The organism is Salinimonas profundi (assembly GCF_014750655.1).
Lineage (GTDB): Bacteria > Pseudomonadota > Gammaproteobacteria > Enterobacterales > Alteromonadaceae > Alteromonas > Alteromonas profundi_A.
The window spans coordinates 196,216-212,141 of sequence record NZ_JABBXD010000003.1 but is presented as its reverse complement, the minus strand read 5'-3'; the positions used below and the strand labels follow the sequence as shown (position 1 = coordinate 212,141).

Annotated in this window: 17 protein-coding genes; 12 read left to right on the top strand and 5 right to left on the bottom strand. The window is 49.1% G+C overall.

Annotated features, from left to right (window positions below; translation table 11 throughout):
- Positions 1 to 9: 9 nt before the first annotated feature.
- The 3 genes from HHX48_RS08390 to HHX48_RS08380 form a co-directional block, all read right to left on the bottom strand.
- Positions 10 to 1,002 (bottom strand): Kelch repeat-containing protein, encoded by a 993-nt coding sequence (locus HHX48_RS08390; RefSeq protein ID WP_191024087.1) that lies wholly within the window; start codon positions 1,000 to 1,002, stop codon positions 10 to 12.
- A 74-nt stretch (positions 1,003 to 1,076) separates the two neighbouring features.
- Positions 1,077 to 3,521 (bottom strand): glycerol-3-phosphate 1-O-acyltransferase PlsB, encoded by a 2,445-nt coding sequence (plsB, locus tag HHX48_RS08385; protein ID WP_191024085.1) that lies wholly within the window; start codon positions 3,519 to 3,521, stop codon positions 1,077 to 1,079.
- Positions 3,522 to 3,615: 94 nt separating this feature from the next.
- Complete coding sequence (locus tag HHX48_RS08380) at positions 3,616 to 4,026, bottom strand: DUF2177 family protein (protein WP_191024083.1); 411 nt, start codon at positions 4,024 to 4,026, stop codon at positions 3,616 to 3,618.
- Positions 4,027 to 4,241: 215 nt separating this feature from the next.
- Here HHX48_RS08380 and lexA point away from each other — a divergent pair, with 215 nt between their 5' ends.
- The 5 genes from lexA to HHX48_RS08355 all read left to right on the top strand — a co-directional run bounded on the left by lexA (position 4,242) and on the right by HHX48_RS08355 (position 9,539).
- Complete coding sequence (gene lexA / locus HHX48_RS08375; protein WP_191024081.1) at positions 4,242 to 4,871, top strand: transcriptional repressor LexA; 630 nt, start codon at positions 4,242 to 4,244, stop codon at positions 4,869 to 4,871.
- Between the two features lie 402 nt (positions 4,872 to 5,273).
- Complete coding sequence (gene coxB / locus HHX48_RS08370) at positions 5,274 to 6,398, top strand: cytochrome c oxidase subunit II (protein ID WP_223858203.1); 1,125 nt, start codon at positions 5,274 to 5,276, stop codon at positions 6,396 to 6,398.
- A 9-nt stretch (positions 6,399 to 6,407) separates the two neighbouring features.
- Positions 6,408 to 8,033: a cytochrome c oxidase subunit I gene (gene ctaD, locus HHX48_RS08365; RefSeq protein WP_191024077.1), complete on the top strand. Its 1,626-nt coding sequence runs from the start codon at positions 6,408 to 6,410 to the stop codon at positions 8,031 to 8,033.
- Between the two features lie 2 nt (positions 8,034 to 8,035).
- Positions 8,036 to 8,620, top strand: a complete 585-nt coding sequence (locus HHX48_RS08360) for a cytochrome c oxidase assembly protein (RefSeq protein ID WP_191024075.1) — start codon at positions 8,036 to 8,038, stop codon at positions 8,618 to 8,620.
- Positions 8,621 to 8,654: 34 nt separating this feature from the next.
- Positions 8,655 to 9,539 (top strand): cytochrome c oxidase subunit 3, encoded by an 885-nt coding sequence (locus HHX48_RS08355; protein WP_191024073.1) that lies wholly within the window; start codon positions 8,655 to 8,657, stop codon positions 9,537 to 9,539.
- 8 nt (positions 9,540 to 9,547) lie between these two features.
- Here the strand turns inward: HHX48_RS08355 and HHX48_RS08350 are convergent, their stop codons facing one another.
- Positions 9,548 to 9,757, bottom strand: coding sequence for a DUF2909 domain-containing protein (locus tag HHX48_RS08350; RefSeq protein ID WP_191024071.1), 210 nt, complete (start codon positions 9,755 to 9,757; stop codon positions 9,548 to 9,550).
- Positions 9,758 to 9,760: 3 nt separating this feature from the next.
- On the opposite strand from HHX48_RS08350, the gene HHX48_RS08345 reads away from it, so the two are divergent.
- Genes HHX48_RS08345 through HHX48_RS08315 form a run of 7 tightly spaced genes read left to right on the top strand, consistent with a single transcriptional unit; the run spans position 9,761 to position 14,730 of the window.
- Positions 9,761 to 10,516 (top strand): SURF1 family protein, encoded by a 756-nt coding sequence (locus HHX48_RS08345; RefSeq protein ID WP_317983491.1) that lies wholly within the window; start codon positions 9,761 to 9,763, stop codon positions 10,514 to 10,516.
- Entirely contained in the window at positions 10,494 to 11,057 is a 564-nt protein-coding gene (locus HHX48_RS08340; protein WP_191024067.1) for a hypothetical protein, read from the top strand. The genes HHX48_RS08345 and HHX48_RS08340 overlap by 23 nt, the downstream gene beginning before the upstream one ends.
- Before the next feature lie 16 nt (positions 11,058 to 11,073).
- Positions 11,074 to 12,063 (top strand): COX15/CtaA family protein, encoded by a 990-nt coding sequence (locus HHX48_RS08335; RefSeq protein ID WP_191024065.1) that lies wholly within the window; start codon positions 11,074 to 11,076, stop codon positions 12,061 to 12,063.
- Positions 12,056 to 12,973, top strand: a complete 918-nt coding sequence (gene cyoE, locus HHX48_RS08330) for a heme o synthase (RefSeq protein ID WP_191024063.1) — start codon at positions 12,056 to 12,058, stop codon at positions 12,971 to 12,973. The genes HHX48_RS08335 and cyoE overlap by 8 nt, the downstream gene beginning before the upstream one ends.
- Positions 12,970 to 13,629, top strand: coding sequence for an SCO family protein (locus HHX48_RS08325; RefSeq protein WP_191024061.1), 660 nt, complete (start codon positions 12,970 to 12,972; stop codon positions 13,627 to 13,629). Before cyoE ends, HHX48_RS08325 begins: the two co-directional genes overlap by 4 nt.
- 2 nt (positions 13,630 to 13,631) lie before the next feature.
- Positions 13,632 to 14,225, top strand: a complete 594-nt coding sequence (locus HHX48_RS08320) for a GNAT family N-acetyltransferase (RefSeq protein ID WP_191024059.1) — start codon at positions 13,632 to 13,634, stop codon at positions 14,223 to 14,225.
- Between the two features lie 40 nt (positions 14,226 to 14,265).
- Positions 14,266 to 14,730 (top strand): hypothetical protein, encoded by a 465-nt coding sequence (locus tag HHX48_RS08315; protein ID WP_191024057.1) that lies wholly within the window; start codon positions 14,266 to 14,268, stop codon positions 14,728 to 14,730.
- Between the two features lie 42 nt (positions 14,731 to 14,772).
- On the opposite strand, the gene HHX48_RS08310 is transcribed toward HHX48_RS08315, so the two are convergent.
- Positions 14,773 to 15,843, bottom strand: coding sequence for a polysaccharide deacetylase family protein (locus HHX48_RS08310; protein WP_317983490.1), 1,071 nt, complete (start codon positions 15,841 to 15,843; stop codon positions 14,773 to 14,775).
- Between the last annotated feature and the right edge of the window lie 83 nt (positions 15,844 to 15,926).

The following is a 15,926-nucleotide window of genomic DNA, read 5'->3' as shown; positions in this document are numbered from 1 at the left end:
AATAGCGGCCTACTGGGCCGCTTTTTCCAGCTGTGCCTCGTCAAATACCTGGATGGCATCCAATACTTTAACGGCTGGCTCAAGCCCGCCAATCACGTAAACCTTATCATTGATGGTGGTTGCCTGATTATGGCGACTGGCAGCGACCGGCAAGTCTGCCTCCTGCCATTGCTGTGTCTTAAAATCATAAACCAGTGTCGCGGTCAGGTTGGTATAGTGACCGAACGTGAAAAGCTTATCGTGCCATACCGTAGCAGAATGTGCGCTCAGTGGATGTGGCAAGTCAGGCAGACTGGTCCAGGTATTAGTTTGTGGGTCGTATTGCTCGAACGATGTTACCGCCTTATCGCCATCATAGCCGCCCACTACATAAATCTTGTCATCGTATGTTACCGCTGTGGTTTCCTTTGCCGATGGCATCGGGGGAGCCAAAGACCAGGCATTGGCAGCAATATCGTAAACAGCCATTAATGAAGAACGCTTCATCTGTTTGGTCTTCCAGTCGCGATGTCCGCCACCAATAACGTAGATTTTACCGTTCAGATATGCCGCAGCGTTAATGCGGGTGGGATAAGGTAAAGGCGCCACCTCAGAAATAGTTCGGCTACGGGTATCAAACACCTCGACACGGCTCTCATAAGCATAATCATCACCCTCATGTGAGATCCCACCAATTAGATAAATGTGATGGTTACCGTCATAAACTGCGGAAAAATACCGCCGCGGCAGTATATGATCATGTAGCACCTGGATATTTTCTGTCTGCGGGTCAATGATTTCTACATCGCCCAGCCACTCGTCTTCACTGGAACCGCCAAACACATAGATAGCATCACCGTCATTAGCGACGCCTGCGCCAAAACGAGCAGTGTCGAGCTTGAAGGGCATATCGGCCGTGTAGTCAGTGGGTTGTGGCGCGGTTTCTGGTGTCTGGGTATCTGCACAGGCACCTAGAAAAAGTGTGGCAGCCAGAATAAGACTGGTTAATGCGTGTTTGACCATGGGTGTCCTGTATTCTTCTAATTTCCGTTTTTATTATTCAAGGTGGTGTAAATGCACCACCTGCCTTATACGCACTAATGTAACTCTACGTTTTCAAGGTGTTGAATAATTTCCGGCCATACCAGCACCATTACGTCCTTACGCAGAGCGGCGCTCTCTTCAGAGTACTTCAGGCTGCCATCTGATGTTGAATCCAGCCAGTGGTTTTCGCGCAATGCATTAATAAAACTGGAGAGAACGTTTTTATCGTAAAACTCAGGTGAGCTCATGCCATATAGGGTTGATAACCGTTCTGCTACCTTCCGGCTGGTTCGCTCCAGCTCGCTGCGGGAAATCACACGCTCTTTTTCAATAATGGTTAGTACAACCGCATAGCGCTGAAAGGTTTCCTGCATGCAGCGGCTCAGTAGCCATGCAGAGTGATAATCTTTTTTATTGGGCTCAGGAGGATTCAGGCAGTTATCCGTTTGCCGCAATAGCCCTTGCTCAAGCATCTGGGTGATGAGTTTGTCCGTATAGGCCAGCGCCTGATCCTGACTCATGTGGATAAACAGCTCCCGTTGCAGCAACGGGTATAGCGCTGCCACCAGCTGTAATATGTCATCGCGACGGCAAGCTCGATGGGTGAATACTGCTGACATAATAACGCCAGGCAGCGCGAACAAATGCAGAATATTATTGCGGTAATAGGTCAGCAGTACAGCAGAATCAGGTTTGGGCTGTATAAGTTTGCCATAACCATCGTTACTGATTGAAAAGCGGTTCAGTCGGAGGACGTGAGAGAGTATTTGCTCATCGGACTCCTCAGGCACTGTGGCATCTTTTGAAAACGGTGCTTCGCGCAACATTGTCATGAACGCGCTCAAAGAGTGTCTGAGCTCTTCCTGACTCATGGTTTTATTCTTGGAAGACAGTAAACACAGTGCTGACAATGCCATCCCATTAATCGCCGCAGCGCGGTTTATACGCAACATCACCTCGTTGGCAAGATCATTAACCATGGGCGTCAGCCAGCCCGGCTTTTTATCCGGATCCGTCGGCAGCTTTTCACGCCAGTCTGGCATCTGTTTTTCAAGAAAGTGATTCAGTTGCAACGGCTCGCCAAAGTTAACGTAGCCATACCCGTAATTTTTGAGTTTTCTGAGTGCTGAGAATACCTGCCAGTTAGACTCTTTTTTCTTGCCACTGCCTTTGAGCTCTTTCAGATAACTTTTTACTTCCATGACGTTTTCATAACCGATATAGACCGGCACTATACTCACCGGCCGGTTGACGCCTTTCAGAATCGCCTGCAATGTCATGGCTAACATACCCGTTTTCGGTGGGATCAGGCGGCCGGTCCGACTCCGTCCGCCCTCTGGGTAATATTTAACCGAATAACCTTTGTTGAACAACAACTCAAGATATTCGCGGAAAACGGCAGTGTAGAGTTTATTGCCGGCAAAGCTGCGCCGCAGAAAAAAGGCACCACCGCGGCGAAAAATCTTTCCGACTGGCCAGAAATTCAGATTAATGCCAGCTGCAATATGCGGTGTGACCATACCTTCGTGGTAAATAACGTATGTCAGGAGCAGGTAATCCATGTGGCTGCGATGACAGGGAACATAAATGATTTCGTGACCATTTCTGGCCAACTCGCGAACCCGTTCACTGTGCGCTACCCCGATTCCGTTGTAGATTTTATTCCAGATACGGGTGAGCAACCGGTCGCCAAAGCGGATGAGGCCTTCTCGATAATCGGCGGCGATTTCATCAATATAGTCACGAGCGTTCTGACGCGCTTTTTCAGGTGAACTCTTCTTGCTCTGGCCTTCTTCAGCAATGGCACGCTTTACAGATTCCGAGCCTAACACGGCGTTATACAGCTCCTCACGCACCAGTAAAGTGGGGCCCGTCATGTTTTGCCGTTTACGATAAAAGTGAGTACTTGCTACCCTTACCAGCTTATGAGCTATCTGTGCATCACTGCCATGTAACGATGACATTGCGTTGGCCGAAACCGCTTTGCTGAAGCTGATGAAATTATCGCGACCTAAGAAACAGACGATGAAGAACTTTCGCAACCAACTCGGCGTCGCAACATCAGCAATCAGATCACTGAAACCCGGCTTACCTTTACCCGGCGCCCGGCCCCATGAAATGAAAACAGGGAGAACCTGAACATCCAGCTCGGGATTATCGCGATGTAAATGGAAAAGGTCGGTAAACACCGCTTCGATATCAGTCGGGTTGCTACCACCTGTGAGTACTGGCTGCGTGCGTCGCAAAAATAAAGAGGTAGGGTAAGTGTGACCCGCCAGCGTGACCTCTTCTGTCGGGCTGGGCAACCCCATCTTCCTGGTCGCCTGACGTAACGCTAACTGGTCAGTCATTGAATTACTGGGAAGCAAATAGATAATTGGCTTATTACTGTCTATGCCCAGTTCTGATTCCAGATTGGTGGGGATAGTGTGTGGCTTGACCAACCATTTAACGGGATAATGAAACACTGACAGAAGCGTTTTGCGTATCCACGACATGAAAAGTGTCCTGTATAGAAAAATCCGGCGCAGTGTACCATAAGTTTTAAATAATACTTAAAAGGACACTTGCGCCAGTCTGATGAGCAAAAAGCTATATGCGTAAGCGAGCCACGGCACTGCCTGTTGCGGCCAGAATGCAGGTTGCTACAGAACCCCATAGCCAGTCGATTAATGTCATATTGAGCGGCCAGTCAGCGACAATTGAATACGCTGTAAGGTTGTATGTACCGTAAGCCGTTGCACCCAGAATGAAGCCGTTTATTGCCGCCGCGCCAACCGATTTGTGCAGTGCTGGTTTTACCGCCAGGATCACTACCGACAGGCAATACAGCAGATAGAACACTATCCAAGGCCAGCTTATAAACTGGTCACGCAAAATTCCGTCAAAGTGCTCAACGTACATGGGCATGGCAATAACGCCCAGCCAAATACCATCAAGCACACCAAATGCAATGAGCACGGCCAGATAAGCCAATGCAAGTGTTGAAAATTTAGTCTTCATAAGAGTTAAGAACGCAGAGAGCCGGCGTTTGGTTCAGAAGAGGCGCGATCTGTAAGCCTATCAGCGTCTTTAAAGACGTTGGTATCAGCAGACTGAAACAATGATTGATTGCGGTACGGCAGGTTATTAAGTCATACGTGCAATGATCAGTGCTTGCCAAATCTATCTGTATGTATATACTCAGTAAGATAACTGTATGAAAAACCAGGCTGTGTATGCGTCCACTTACTCCCCGACAAACAGAAGTGCTTGAACTTATTAAAGCGAACATGCGTGAAACCGGTATGCCACCGACCCGTGCTGAAATCGCCAGTCGCCTTGGTTTTCGGTCTGCTAACGCAGCAGAAGAGCATCTGAAGGCACTTGCCAGAAAGGGCGTTATTGAAATTCTGCCCGGCACGTCGCGCGGTATACGACTGACCACACCGCTGGAAGAAGAAGCAACCAATGATGAGGTGGGGTTACCGCTGATTGGTCGGGTTGCTGCGGGTGAGCCAATCCTTGCACAGGAACATATCGAGAGTCACTATCAGGTGGATCCCAGTTTGTTTAAGCCCCATGCTGATTTTCTGCTACGTGTAGACGGGATGAGTATGAAAGATATCGGCATTCTGGACGGCGATCTGCTGGCGGTACACCGTACAACTGATATCCACAATGGTCAGGTTGTTGTGGCCCGCGTTGAAGACGATGTGACGGTGAAACGTTTTGAAAAACGTGGTCATGAAGTCCTGCTGCATGCAGAAAATGATGAGTTTGCTCCCATCAAGGTGGATTTGACCTCTCAGTCACTTGCCATAGAAGGCCTGGCTGTGGGCGTAATTCGTAACGCAGACTGGATGTAAAAAATCATCACTCTCACTGCTGCCCCTATTTGGCAGTGAGAGCACTGCTTTCACCCCTTCCCTCACAATCGCGTGTTCTGGCGCGAAGGGTTTGTGTTACAACCCGCACTCTCCATGTGAACCCCTACCTTTTTACTGTAATTCCTGACAAGCAATCCGCTATTTCAAAGACTACCCGCATATCAAGTGCTTGGTAACTTTTTGCACAATTTTTTACTAAATAACTAGACTCCGACTTAAATTTGTTTAATTCTTATACTGTTATTAACATAAAGATAACAAGTAGATAAACAATCCCAGAATAAGAGATTGCAAAATAATTCGGGTCTATGGTCGATTGAGTCGCCTTCCATGATTCGTCCATCACGGAGGTGTTGAGTGAAAAAGCTCGTGAGTATCGCAATGATGGTTTGGGGAACACTATCGGTAGCTTCTGTCGGTCTGGCAGATACACAGGCAGTTTCTGACATAAACCTGCGAAAAGGAGTGACGGATATCAGTGGACAGGTTTACGACCTGCATATGCTGATGTTTCTTATTTGCGTAATCATCGCAGTGGTTGTTTTTGGTGTGATGTTTGTATCGATGTATCTGCACCGTAAATCCCGCGGCGTCAAACCTGCAAAATTTCACGAAAGCGTGAAAGTAGAGGTCGCCTGGACCATCGTTCCCTTCCTCATTCTGATTTTTATGGCTGTTCCTGCCGCAAACACTCTCATTGCCATGGAAGACACATCCGAGCCTGATCTCACGGTATTAGTCACTGGTTCTCAGTGGAAGTGGCACTACCGCTATATGGATTCCGATGTCTCTTATTATTCCCTGCTGGCGACACAGCGCGAGCAAATCAGTAACCGCTATGAAAAAGGCGAAAACTATCTGCTGGAAGTTGACCGGCCACTGGTCATTCCCACCGATCAGAAAGTCCGCTTTCTGATTACCTCTGACGACGTTATCCACTCCTGGTGGGTACCCGATTTCGCTGTCAAAAAAGACGCCAACCCCGGCTTTATTAACGAAGCCTGGACCAAGGTTAACGAGCCCGGTCTCTATCGCGGTCAATGTGCAGAATTGTGCGGAAAAGACCACGGCTTCATGCCGATTGTTGTGGTGGCCAAAGAGCCTGCTGAATTTGATGCCTGGATGAGTGAGCAGGAAGAAGCGCAGCGCAAGGCTAAAGAAGCTGAACAGCGCTTGTTAGCGATGAACATGAGCATGGATGAACTGATGGCGGAAGGCAAAAAAGTCTACAACGCGACGTGTGCAGCCTGCCATATGCCCAACGGTGAAGGCCTGCCAGGCACTTTTCCGGCACTAAAAGGCAGCAAAATCGCATTGGAGGATATGCAGGGTCACCTTGATATTGTGGTTAACGGCAAAACCGGTACGGCCATGCAGGCGTTTGGCAAAATGCTCTCACTTAAAGAGTTGGCTGCGGTGATCACTTATGAGCGCAACGCCTGGGGCAATGATACCGGCGAGATTGTGCAACCTAAAGATGTTGACGCGTTCAATAAAGGGCAATAGGAGAGCATCATGACTAAAGCAACTGATTTACCTTCTCATGGTGCCGATGTGACAGCGGATCATGAAAATCATCACGATGAACATGAGCATCATATACCTAAAGGCGTAATGCGCTGGATTCTTACCACCAATCATAAAGATATCGGCACGCTGTATCTTTGGTTTTCCTTCATTATGTTTTTAACCGGCGGTGCGATGGCGATGGTCATTCGCGCTGAGCTTTTCCAGCCTGGGTTGCAAATTGTTGAGCCTGATTTCTTTAACCAGATGACGACGGTACATGGCCTTATCATGGTATTTGGTGCCGTTATGCCTGCCTTTGTTGGCCTGGCCAACTGGCTGGTGCCTATGATGATAGGCGCACCGGATATGGCGTTACCCAGGATGAATAACTGGAGTTTCTGGATCCTGCCATTTGCCTTCACTATTTTGCTTGCGTCATTGTTCACCGAAGGTGGCGGTCCTAATTTTGGCTGGACATTTTACGCGCCGCTCTCCACCACCTACAGCAACGACAGCACCGCGCTGTTCGTGTTCTCTGTTCATATTATGGGTATCTCATCCATCATGGGGGCAATCAACGTTATTGTCACCATTTTCAACATGCGTGCACCGGGCATGACCTGGATGAAGATGCCGTTATTCGTGTGGACCTGGTTGATTACCGCCTTCCTGCTGATTGCGGTTATGCCGGTATTGGCCGGTGCGGTAACCATGGTTCTCACCGATAAGTTCTTCGGTACCAGCTTTTTTGATGCCGCGGGCGGCGGCGACCCCGTTATGTTCCAGCATATTTTCTGGTTCTTCGGGCATCCTGAGGTGTACATCATGATTCTGCCAGCCTTTGGCATTATCTCCCACATTGTACCTACCTTTGCCCGAAAACCGCTATTTGGCTATGCATCAATGGTTTATGCCACTGCCTCAATTGCGCTGTTGTCATTCGTGGTCTGGGCGCACCATATGTTCACCACTGGTATGCCGGTGTACATGGAAATGTTCTTTATGTTCGCCACCATGCTAATTTCGGTGCCTACGGGCGTCAAAGTTTTCAACTGGGTGGCAACCATGTGGCGCGGTTCTATGACCTTTGAGGTGCCGATGCTATTCGCGCTGGCATTTATTGTGTTGTTTACCATTGGCGGGCTGTCCGGCCTGATGCTGGCGATCACGCCGGTGGACTTTCAGTATCACGACACCTATTTTGTGGTCGCACATTTTCACTACGTACTGGTGACCGGGGCAATATTTTCCATTATGGCAGCGGTTTACTATTGGCTGCCGAAGTGGACCGGAAAGATGTTCAACGTGGGGTTGGCGAAAGCGCACTTCTGGTGTTCGCTCATTTCAGTAAACGTGCTGTTTTTCCCCATGCATTTTGTCGGGCTGGCGGGTATGCCTCGGCGGATCCCTGACTATTCCCTGCAATTTGCTGACTATAACCAATGGATCAGTATCGGTGGTTTTGCCTTTGGACTGTCACAGCTTATTTTCCTAGTGGTTGTGATTCAGGCATGTCGCAAGCAGGGCGAACCGGTAAGTGACAGAGTGTGGGAAGGCGCAAATGGTCTGGAGTGGGAAATACCGTCTCCGGCGCCCTATCATACGTTTGAAACGCCTCCGGTGGTGAAATAAGTATGGCTTCGCCTTCCGGCCACCGCTCAATGGTCATCCGACTGGTGGTGATCGTGATTGGAATGTTTGGGTTTGGTTTTGCCTTGGTGCCGCTATATGACGTGTTCTGCGATATTACCGGCATCAATGGTAAAACTAATGCCAGCGCGGCGGTTTATACCGCACCTGAGGTGGATGAAAGCCGGCAAATTACCGTGGAGTTTCTGACCCGGACCCACACGGGAATGCCCTGGGAGTTTCGGGCAAACACCAAGCGGATAAAAGTGCACCCTGGCGAGCTGACTACTGTCGACTTTTACGTGCGAAATCCCATGCGAAAAAACTTTGTCGCACAGGCTATACCATCAGTATCACCGGGTGAGGCTGCACTATTTTTAAATAAAACAGAGTGCTTTTGCTTTAATCAGCAACCGCTGGATGGCGGCGGTGAAGCCACGATGCCGATGTCGTTCTATGTCGATCCACAGATCCCCGACGATATTTCCTATTTTACTGTTCAGTACACCCTTTTTGACGTTACGGCTCGCGCCGACGAATTACCAAATGCAGATAATCCATACCTTAACCGCGCCGGACGTAGCGATTAAGACCACCTAATTACGATGTGAGAGGGAAAAAGTCATGCAGCAGTCTCAGTCTTATGAAAAGTACTATGTACCGGCACAGAGCCCCTGGCCCATAGTGGGCGCTGTCGCGCTATTCTTAATCGCAGTAGGCGCTGCCAATGTCGTTATTGAGTCTACCCGTGACGCCTCAGGATATGGCATGCATATTCTGCTGCTTGGTCTGGCGGTATTGTTAGTGATGATCGTGGGCTGGTTTAAAAACCAGATTGATGAATCCATGGCTGGCTTGTACAGCGCGCAACTGGGCCGCTCCTACCGACAGGGCATGAGCTGGTTTATCTTCTCAGAAGTCATGTTTTTTGCTGCCTTTTTCGGTGCGCTGCTATATGCACGAACAATCTCGGTTCCCTGGCTGGGCGGCGCGTCTAATAACGCGATGACCAATGAAGTCCTCTGGCCACAATTTCAGGCGCTATGGCCATTAGTGACAACACCTGACGGTACCCAGACACAAGCGATGGGGCCGGCAGGCTTGCCAACCATTAACACCGTTATCCTGTTAATTTCCTCAGTGACACTTCACTTTGCCCATGTTGGTCTGGAAAAAGGTAAGCGCAAGCAACTTACCTGGATGCTGGGGGCAACTATTTTGCTTGGCTGCATCTTTTTATATTGTCAGGTTCAGGAATATATCCACGCCTACAATGATCTAGGGCTTACGCTGCAATCAGGGGTCTACGGGAACACCTTCTTCCTGTTAACAGGCTTCCATGGCATGCATGTCACATTGGGAACCATCATTTTGCTGGTGCTGTTCTTTCGCGTCCTAAAAGGTCACTTTACGCCAGATAACCATTTCGCTTTTCAGGCTGGTAGCTGGTACTGGCATTTTGTCGATGTGGTTTGGGTGATGTTGTTCCTGTTTGTATACGTGCTTTAAAAGCATGACTAATAAGGCCGGGGATTAAGATGAATCAGATCCAGGGCAACCGCCAACAATATTATGAGCACTATACATACCGAAGTGAGTACACGCCGGCCAATGTATTTGCTCATCGGTTGCCCGTTGGGGTCATTCTTCATCATTACTCGCATCGCCATGAAGAGGTTAACGATCATGAAAATGAGCAAACCAACCAAAATTATTTTTACAATCATCCTGTGTCCCTGAATAACGGCCAGCCTCAGCACCCTCGGATTAACGTAACACGCTGGATCGCGATAGTGGTGACATTGCTTGCCATAGCGTTAATGTTTCGACTGGGCTTCTGGCAGCTGGATCGAATGCATCAAAAAGAAGCGCGTCTGGCTAGCATAGCGCAAAAACAGACCAATGGACCAATTTCGCTTTTTGACCTTCCCGCTTCACTCAGTGACAGTCGGGATCTGCCGGTGACATTCAATGCACAGCGTTTCGGCAACACGATATTTTATCTGGACAATCAAATTGTTGAGGGGCGCGTGGGTTATCACGTACTGGCTCCGGTCCGTACCGAGTCAGGCAACGTTTTGCTCAACTTTGGCTGGGTGCCAGCCGGTGCTTATCGCGATGTCTTGCCACACGTAGAACTGCCGGTCGGGCAGATAAAATACAGCGGTATTTTATCCGTACCAGGCGACAACCCGGTTGTTCGAGAAACTGCCTTAGCATTTACCGGTCGCGAAGTGGTCCTGCAAAAAATTGATATCGATGTGCTAAACGCTCACACCGACTTACAACTTCAGCCTTACATCATCCAATTAGAAGCACCTGTTGACGATAAATTTGTTCGTAACTGGCAGCCAGTGGTTATGCCACCCAAGAAGCATCTGGCCTATGCGGTTCAGTGGTTCGGTCTGGCACTGGCCGCATCCATCATCGCGTTAATTGTTTTCTTTCCCAGAGGTAATCGCAATGACAAAAACCAATCATTCTAAACGTCTGACGTTTTTTGGCGTCCTGGCGGCGTTCGTCATTCCAGTTCTGGTCGCCAAAGTCGCGCTGGATAACAACTGGTTTAGCCGCGGTTCCACTAATAAAGGGGAGCTTATACAGCCGGTGGTGGATTTCAGTGCGGCGCTGGATACCCAACCACCTAAGTGGCGACTGGTCTATCGGGTGCCCGCGCGCTGCGATAAAGGCTGTGAAAATGCGATTTACAGTATTCAACAGGTGTGGTTAGCACTTGGTCGTGAAACAGACAGAGCGCAGGCTACGCTGATAGTGACCGAAAACAGTGATCGCAGTGTCATCAGTAAATTGGAAAAGAGCCGACCACTAAACATTGTAAATGCGCAGGCGGTTTCCAAAGATAAACGCTTGCAGACGTTCGGTGAAAATACCGTTTATCTGGTGGATACCCTGAATCAGGCCATGCTCAGGTATGCGGTCAGCGCAGACAGAGAAACTGCAATTATGAACAGCCGGGACATGCTGGCTGATGTGAAAAAACTTTTGAAGTTATCCCGCATAGGCTGACACGGAGGCTGGCGCCATGAGAAAACTTATTTTTTGCAGTCTGATGCTGGCGATAGTCGTCATTGTATTGGGTGCGTATACCCGTCTGACTGATGCTGGCCTGGGCTGTCCTGACTGGCCAGGATGCTACGGCGAACTGTTCGTTCCATCAACTGCTGAAAAGGTTGATGCAGCGAACAGCGCCTTTCCTCACCGTCCGGTCGAAGCCAGCAAAGCATGGAGCGAAATGATTCATCGTTACTTCGCCGGCGCGCTGGGACTGATGATTTTTATTATCGCTGGCTGGGCAGCCGTCAAACGCGACCCCAGGATGCCGCTGGGATTACCACTATTTCTGTGCGCGCTGGTGCTTTTTCAGGCTGCACTGGGCATGTGGACGGTGACGCTGAACTTGCTGCCGGTGGTGGTCATGGGACATCTTCTTGGTGGGTTTGGCGTGCTGACCTGTCTGTTTGTTTTATATCTGCGGCTAAGCCCCAATATGTGTCGGGATAAACTTAAGTCTGCTAAACGTATGCTGGGATTTGCGTTTGTCGGTATGATTATTCTGGGTTGTCAGATTGCGCTGGGCGGATGGACATCCGCTAATTATGCAGCGCTGGCATGCACCAATTTTCCGGTATGTGAGGGGCAGTGGTGGACGCAAATTGATATGCCTTCAGCTTACAGTGTTCCTCATGCTGAAAACTATGAATTTGGTGTGCATGATTACCCTGCGCGCATGACGATGCATATCATTCACCGGGCCGGCGCGTTGGTGACGTTTGCCTATTTGCTTACACTGGGTATCTGGCTGCTTCGGGTACAGTCAAAACTGATGAATACTGCTGGCGTTGCCCTGATTACCGTGCTTAGTGCACAGGTCGGGCTGGGGATAAGCAATGTAGTCATGAGCCTGCCGTTAACTATCGCCGTTGCGCATAATTTTGTTGCTGCCATGCTACTGCTTGTCATGGTGTGGATTACATTTAACCTGTCACTGATGCAGCGGAGGGCAAATGGCTAAATCCATTGATGCGCGGGACTACACTGATTCTGTCGGCAAGATCCCGCGCTGGCGCGAATACTACGAGCTTACCAAGCCTCGGGTGGTCATGTTGCTATTGCTTACTGCGCTGGTAGGAATGTGTCTGGCGTCGAATAACTGGATTCCGGCCAGCGTTCTTATCGGCGGTCTCACGGGAATCGGTTTGCTAGCAAGTAGTGCAGCAGTGATAAATCATGTGGTGGATCATCGTATCGACAGCATTATGGCACGCACCTTCAACCGGCCGGTGGCTAAAGGCAGAGTACCGGTGGCTAACGCACTCTACTTTGCTGCTGCGCTTGGCACCATCGGATTTGGCATTTTATATTTCTGGATTAACGCGCTGACTGCCTGGCTGACACTGGCATCACTGGTTGGCTATGCGGTGGTTTATACCATGTTTTTAAAACGCGCTACCTCCCAGAATATTGTTATCGGCGGTCTGGCCGGTGCCGCACCACCACTGCTGGGTTGGACGGCTGTGACTGGCAGCATTCACGCCCATGCCCTGTTGCTGGTACTCATTATTTATACCTGGACGCCCCCGCATTTCTGGGCGCTGGCAATTCACAGAGAGCGTGATTATGCCAAAGCAAATGTGCCTATGTTGCCCGTAACACACGGCATTGCCTTTACCAAAACCTGGATACTGGGGTATACATTTTTATTGCTGTTGGTCAGCTTTTTACCTTATCTGGTAGGAATGTCGGCACTTATTTATCTGATAGGCGCAACGATACTTAATGTTGCGTTCTTATATTATGCCTGGAAGCTGAAATTTAACGATGAACCGGGTTGGTCGATGAAAACATTTCGCTTTTCAATCCTCCATCTCATGATATTGTTTGTTGTATTATTGCTCGATCATTATGTTCCCGTTAGTTTATGAAGCAGAAAACCCTTGTTGGTATCGTATTGGCGATAGCATTTATCGCAGGTATTTGGGCGGCAATTAATGTCGCGCCCCCTGAAAGCAATATTGGTGCTCAGGCTGAGCAGACATCTTACTTTCAGCAATATCCGAAGCGCCGGGATGTGCCAGCTTTTACGCTTTATCGGGCCGGAGAGGGCCAGCTAACAACACAGGATTTAAAAGAACAGTGGACGTTGGTTTTTTTAGGGTATACATTTTGTCCAGATGTTTGCCCAACAACGCTGGCGTCTTTAAATCAAATCTATCCTCAGATACAGGAGATAGACAGCGATTATCCGGTTAAAGTCATGTTTTTGTCGGTAGATCCAAAGCGTGACACGGCCAGGCGTCTGGCAAGTTATAAGTCTCATTTTAATGAGGACTTCATCGCCGTGAGCGGTGGACATGACCAGCTTTTTCCTCTGGTCAGAAGTTTTGGTCTGATGTATTCAATGCCAGAAAGCACAGATCAGGAAAGTTATCTTGTTGACCACAGTGCATCGATTATTCTAGTGGGACCGGATGCGAAGGTGGTCGGGCGGTTCAAGCCTCAGGCCACGCCGGGAAAGCTCGCTGTAGCAGATCCTAAGCATATCCTAAGCGACTTGCCCGCCATAATCGCGAAGAAGTAGATATGAAGATACAAGTGCGCCGGGCTGTCAGTGAAGATGGCGGGCAAGCGGTGCCTTTATTGCTGTCAGCCGGTGAAGCATTGCTGGTGCCAATATTCGGCCTTGAAAATAAAGAACAGGCAGAGCGCTTTTTAATGACGGCCTGGACGGGTGGCGAAGGTCAGTACGGATATGCTAATCACTGGGTAGCACAGTGCGATGATCGGGTAGTAGGATTAATCACCTGCTGGCACGATAGCCTTCCAGAGGATTTTGACCGGCAGACCATGTCATCTATCACGCACTTCTATGGGTTGGATGGTGCGATGGAAGTGATTATTCGCAGCCAGGAAGTCACAGCGGCATTGCACCCGCCGCTGATAAAAGAACTGGCGGTGGGCCATCTGGCTGTTGACCCGACATTTCGCCGGGTTGGCGTCGCCACGGCATTGCTGCGTTTTATCGAAAGCCATGCCAGAGAATTACAAAAATTTTCTATTGTACTGGATGTACATAAATCAAATATTCAGGCGATGGCATTTTATGCTGCGCAGGGCTTTGAAGTGCGCCAGGCAGTGGCCACCTTTCTGCAAATGGCTAAAGGTGTCTCACCCTGATAAAAAAAATAAATAACAATAATAAATCGGTGATGGAAGCGTGAACATTGACAAAATATCAACTTACTTACTAAACAATGATGCTGTAGACACTAAAAAGCGCTCTCTGTGGTTACTTATCTGGCATACCGCAACGCTTTTTTATCTCACCTGGCTGCTTTTTTCCGGTGCTGGTTTTGATATCAATAGCATGGTGATCACTCTTGGCCTGGTGGTGGTGCCACTTGCTATCAATTATTTATCCTGCCGACACTACATCTCTGATCCGGTTTCCCACGTCTCTTTTGCCGGCGACTACATGTACATCGGTCGCAATAAAATCAGGATAGACAGTGTGAGAAAAGTCACGCTGAACTTGAGCGACGGTGAGGGGCGTTTCTCGCTTCCGCTAAACTTCACTCCGTTCGGTAAAGTGCGGGATTTTCGCTTTCCACCTTCTCATTATGTCAGCTTCTGTCGCCATCTAAATACGCACCTGCCTTCTGCAATCACTCAATTTGAGTAAGAAAAAGCAGCTGTAGATCAGGCAGATACTTTTCTGCCTGATTTAGTCCGGGTAGTTGCCGTCTTTGCCGGCTACAAAGAATGGTTGCGAATACCAGTAGTATTTGCCTGAATGTGCTTTTGATGGCGCAGTGCAATTAACGCGTGAGCGTCCGGTCGGAATGGCGGATTGGAGCGTGAAGGTGAGTGTTTTTTTCTCTACCCGGGTATCAATAGCGCTGCCCCGGTAATAGCAGCTCGCCTGGCTTAGGCGTACATCATCACCTTCGATCGTTAACGACACTGTTTCAGGCTGCTGATCGCGGCTAAATTCCGGATTTGCCACTGTCGATGAGGATACCGGCATGGCAAGGCTGTTCATTTTGGTTTTGAGGCTTTTCAGTGTGGCGTACGGTCCTGCTGAGGGAAAGCGTGGAAGTGCAGCAAAATCAGAGTGAGGCCCGATGGCCCCGGAGTGCTGACCAAACCCGACATAACCGGCCTGCTTAACTTTTTGGGCCAGGCGCTGGTTATATTCACCAAACGGATATGCCAGATACTTCTTGGGTTCATTGATATGCGAGGCCAGTTTCTGCTGAGCCTGCTCCACATTTTGCCAGACACGACGTAACCAGTCTTTTTCATTCTCATCCGGCTTACGATCAAGCATATGTAAATGGTCAGCGGTATGATTGGCAAAGGTCACACCTTCTTCTGACATTGTCTCTACCTGCTGCCAGGTGAGCTGGTCTGCTCTTGAGTCAATGGTTTGAGGGTTAATAAAGATCGTATAGGGAAACCCATGTTGTTGAAGTACGGGATGCGCATTTTTCAGAATATTGGCGTACCCATCATCAAAAGTAATGGCTAACGCATTGTCAGGCAGCGATTCACCGTTGCGGGCGGCATCGACTATCTCACTCAGGGGTAAAACAGTGTGGTTTTCTGCGATATATGCCATGTGCTCTGAGAATGTCTCAGGCGAGACGCTGGTGCTGGCAGGGGTGTCTTTAGAAACATGATGGTAAAGCAATACCGGTGCACTGTTTTGCCCAGCCTGTGCGTTTAGCGTCGATAACAGCAACAATGCACTTGTCACTACCGTAAACAGACTTTTTATCGTGATACACTTCACATCAGTTTCCTCTACTAACGAATAAACAGGGATCCGGAAATTGCAAAAACAGCTCCAAGGCTGGCCCGCCCACTGGCAAATGC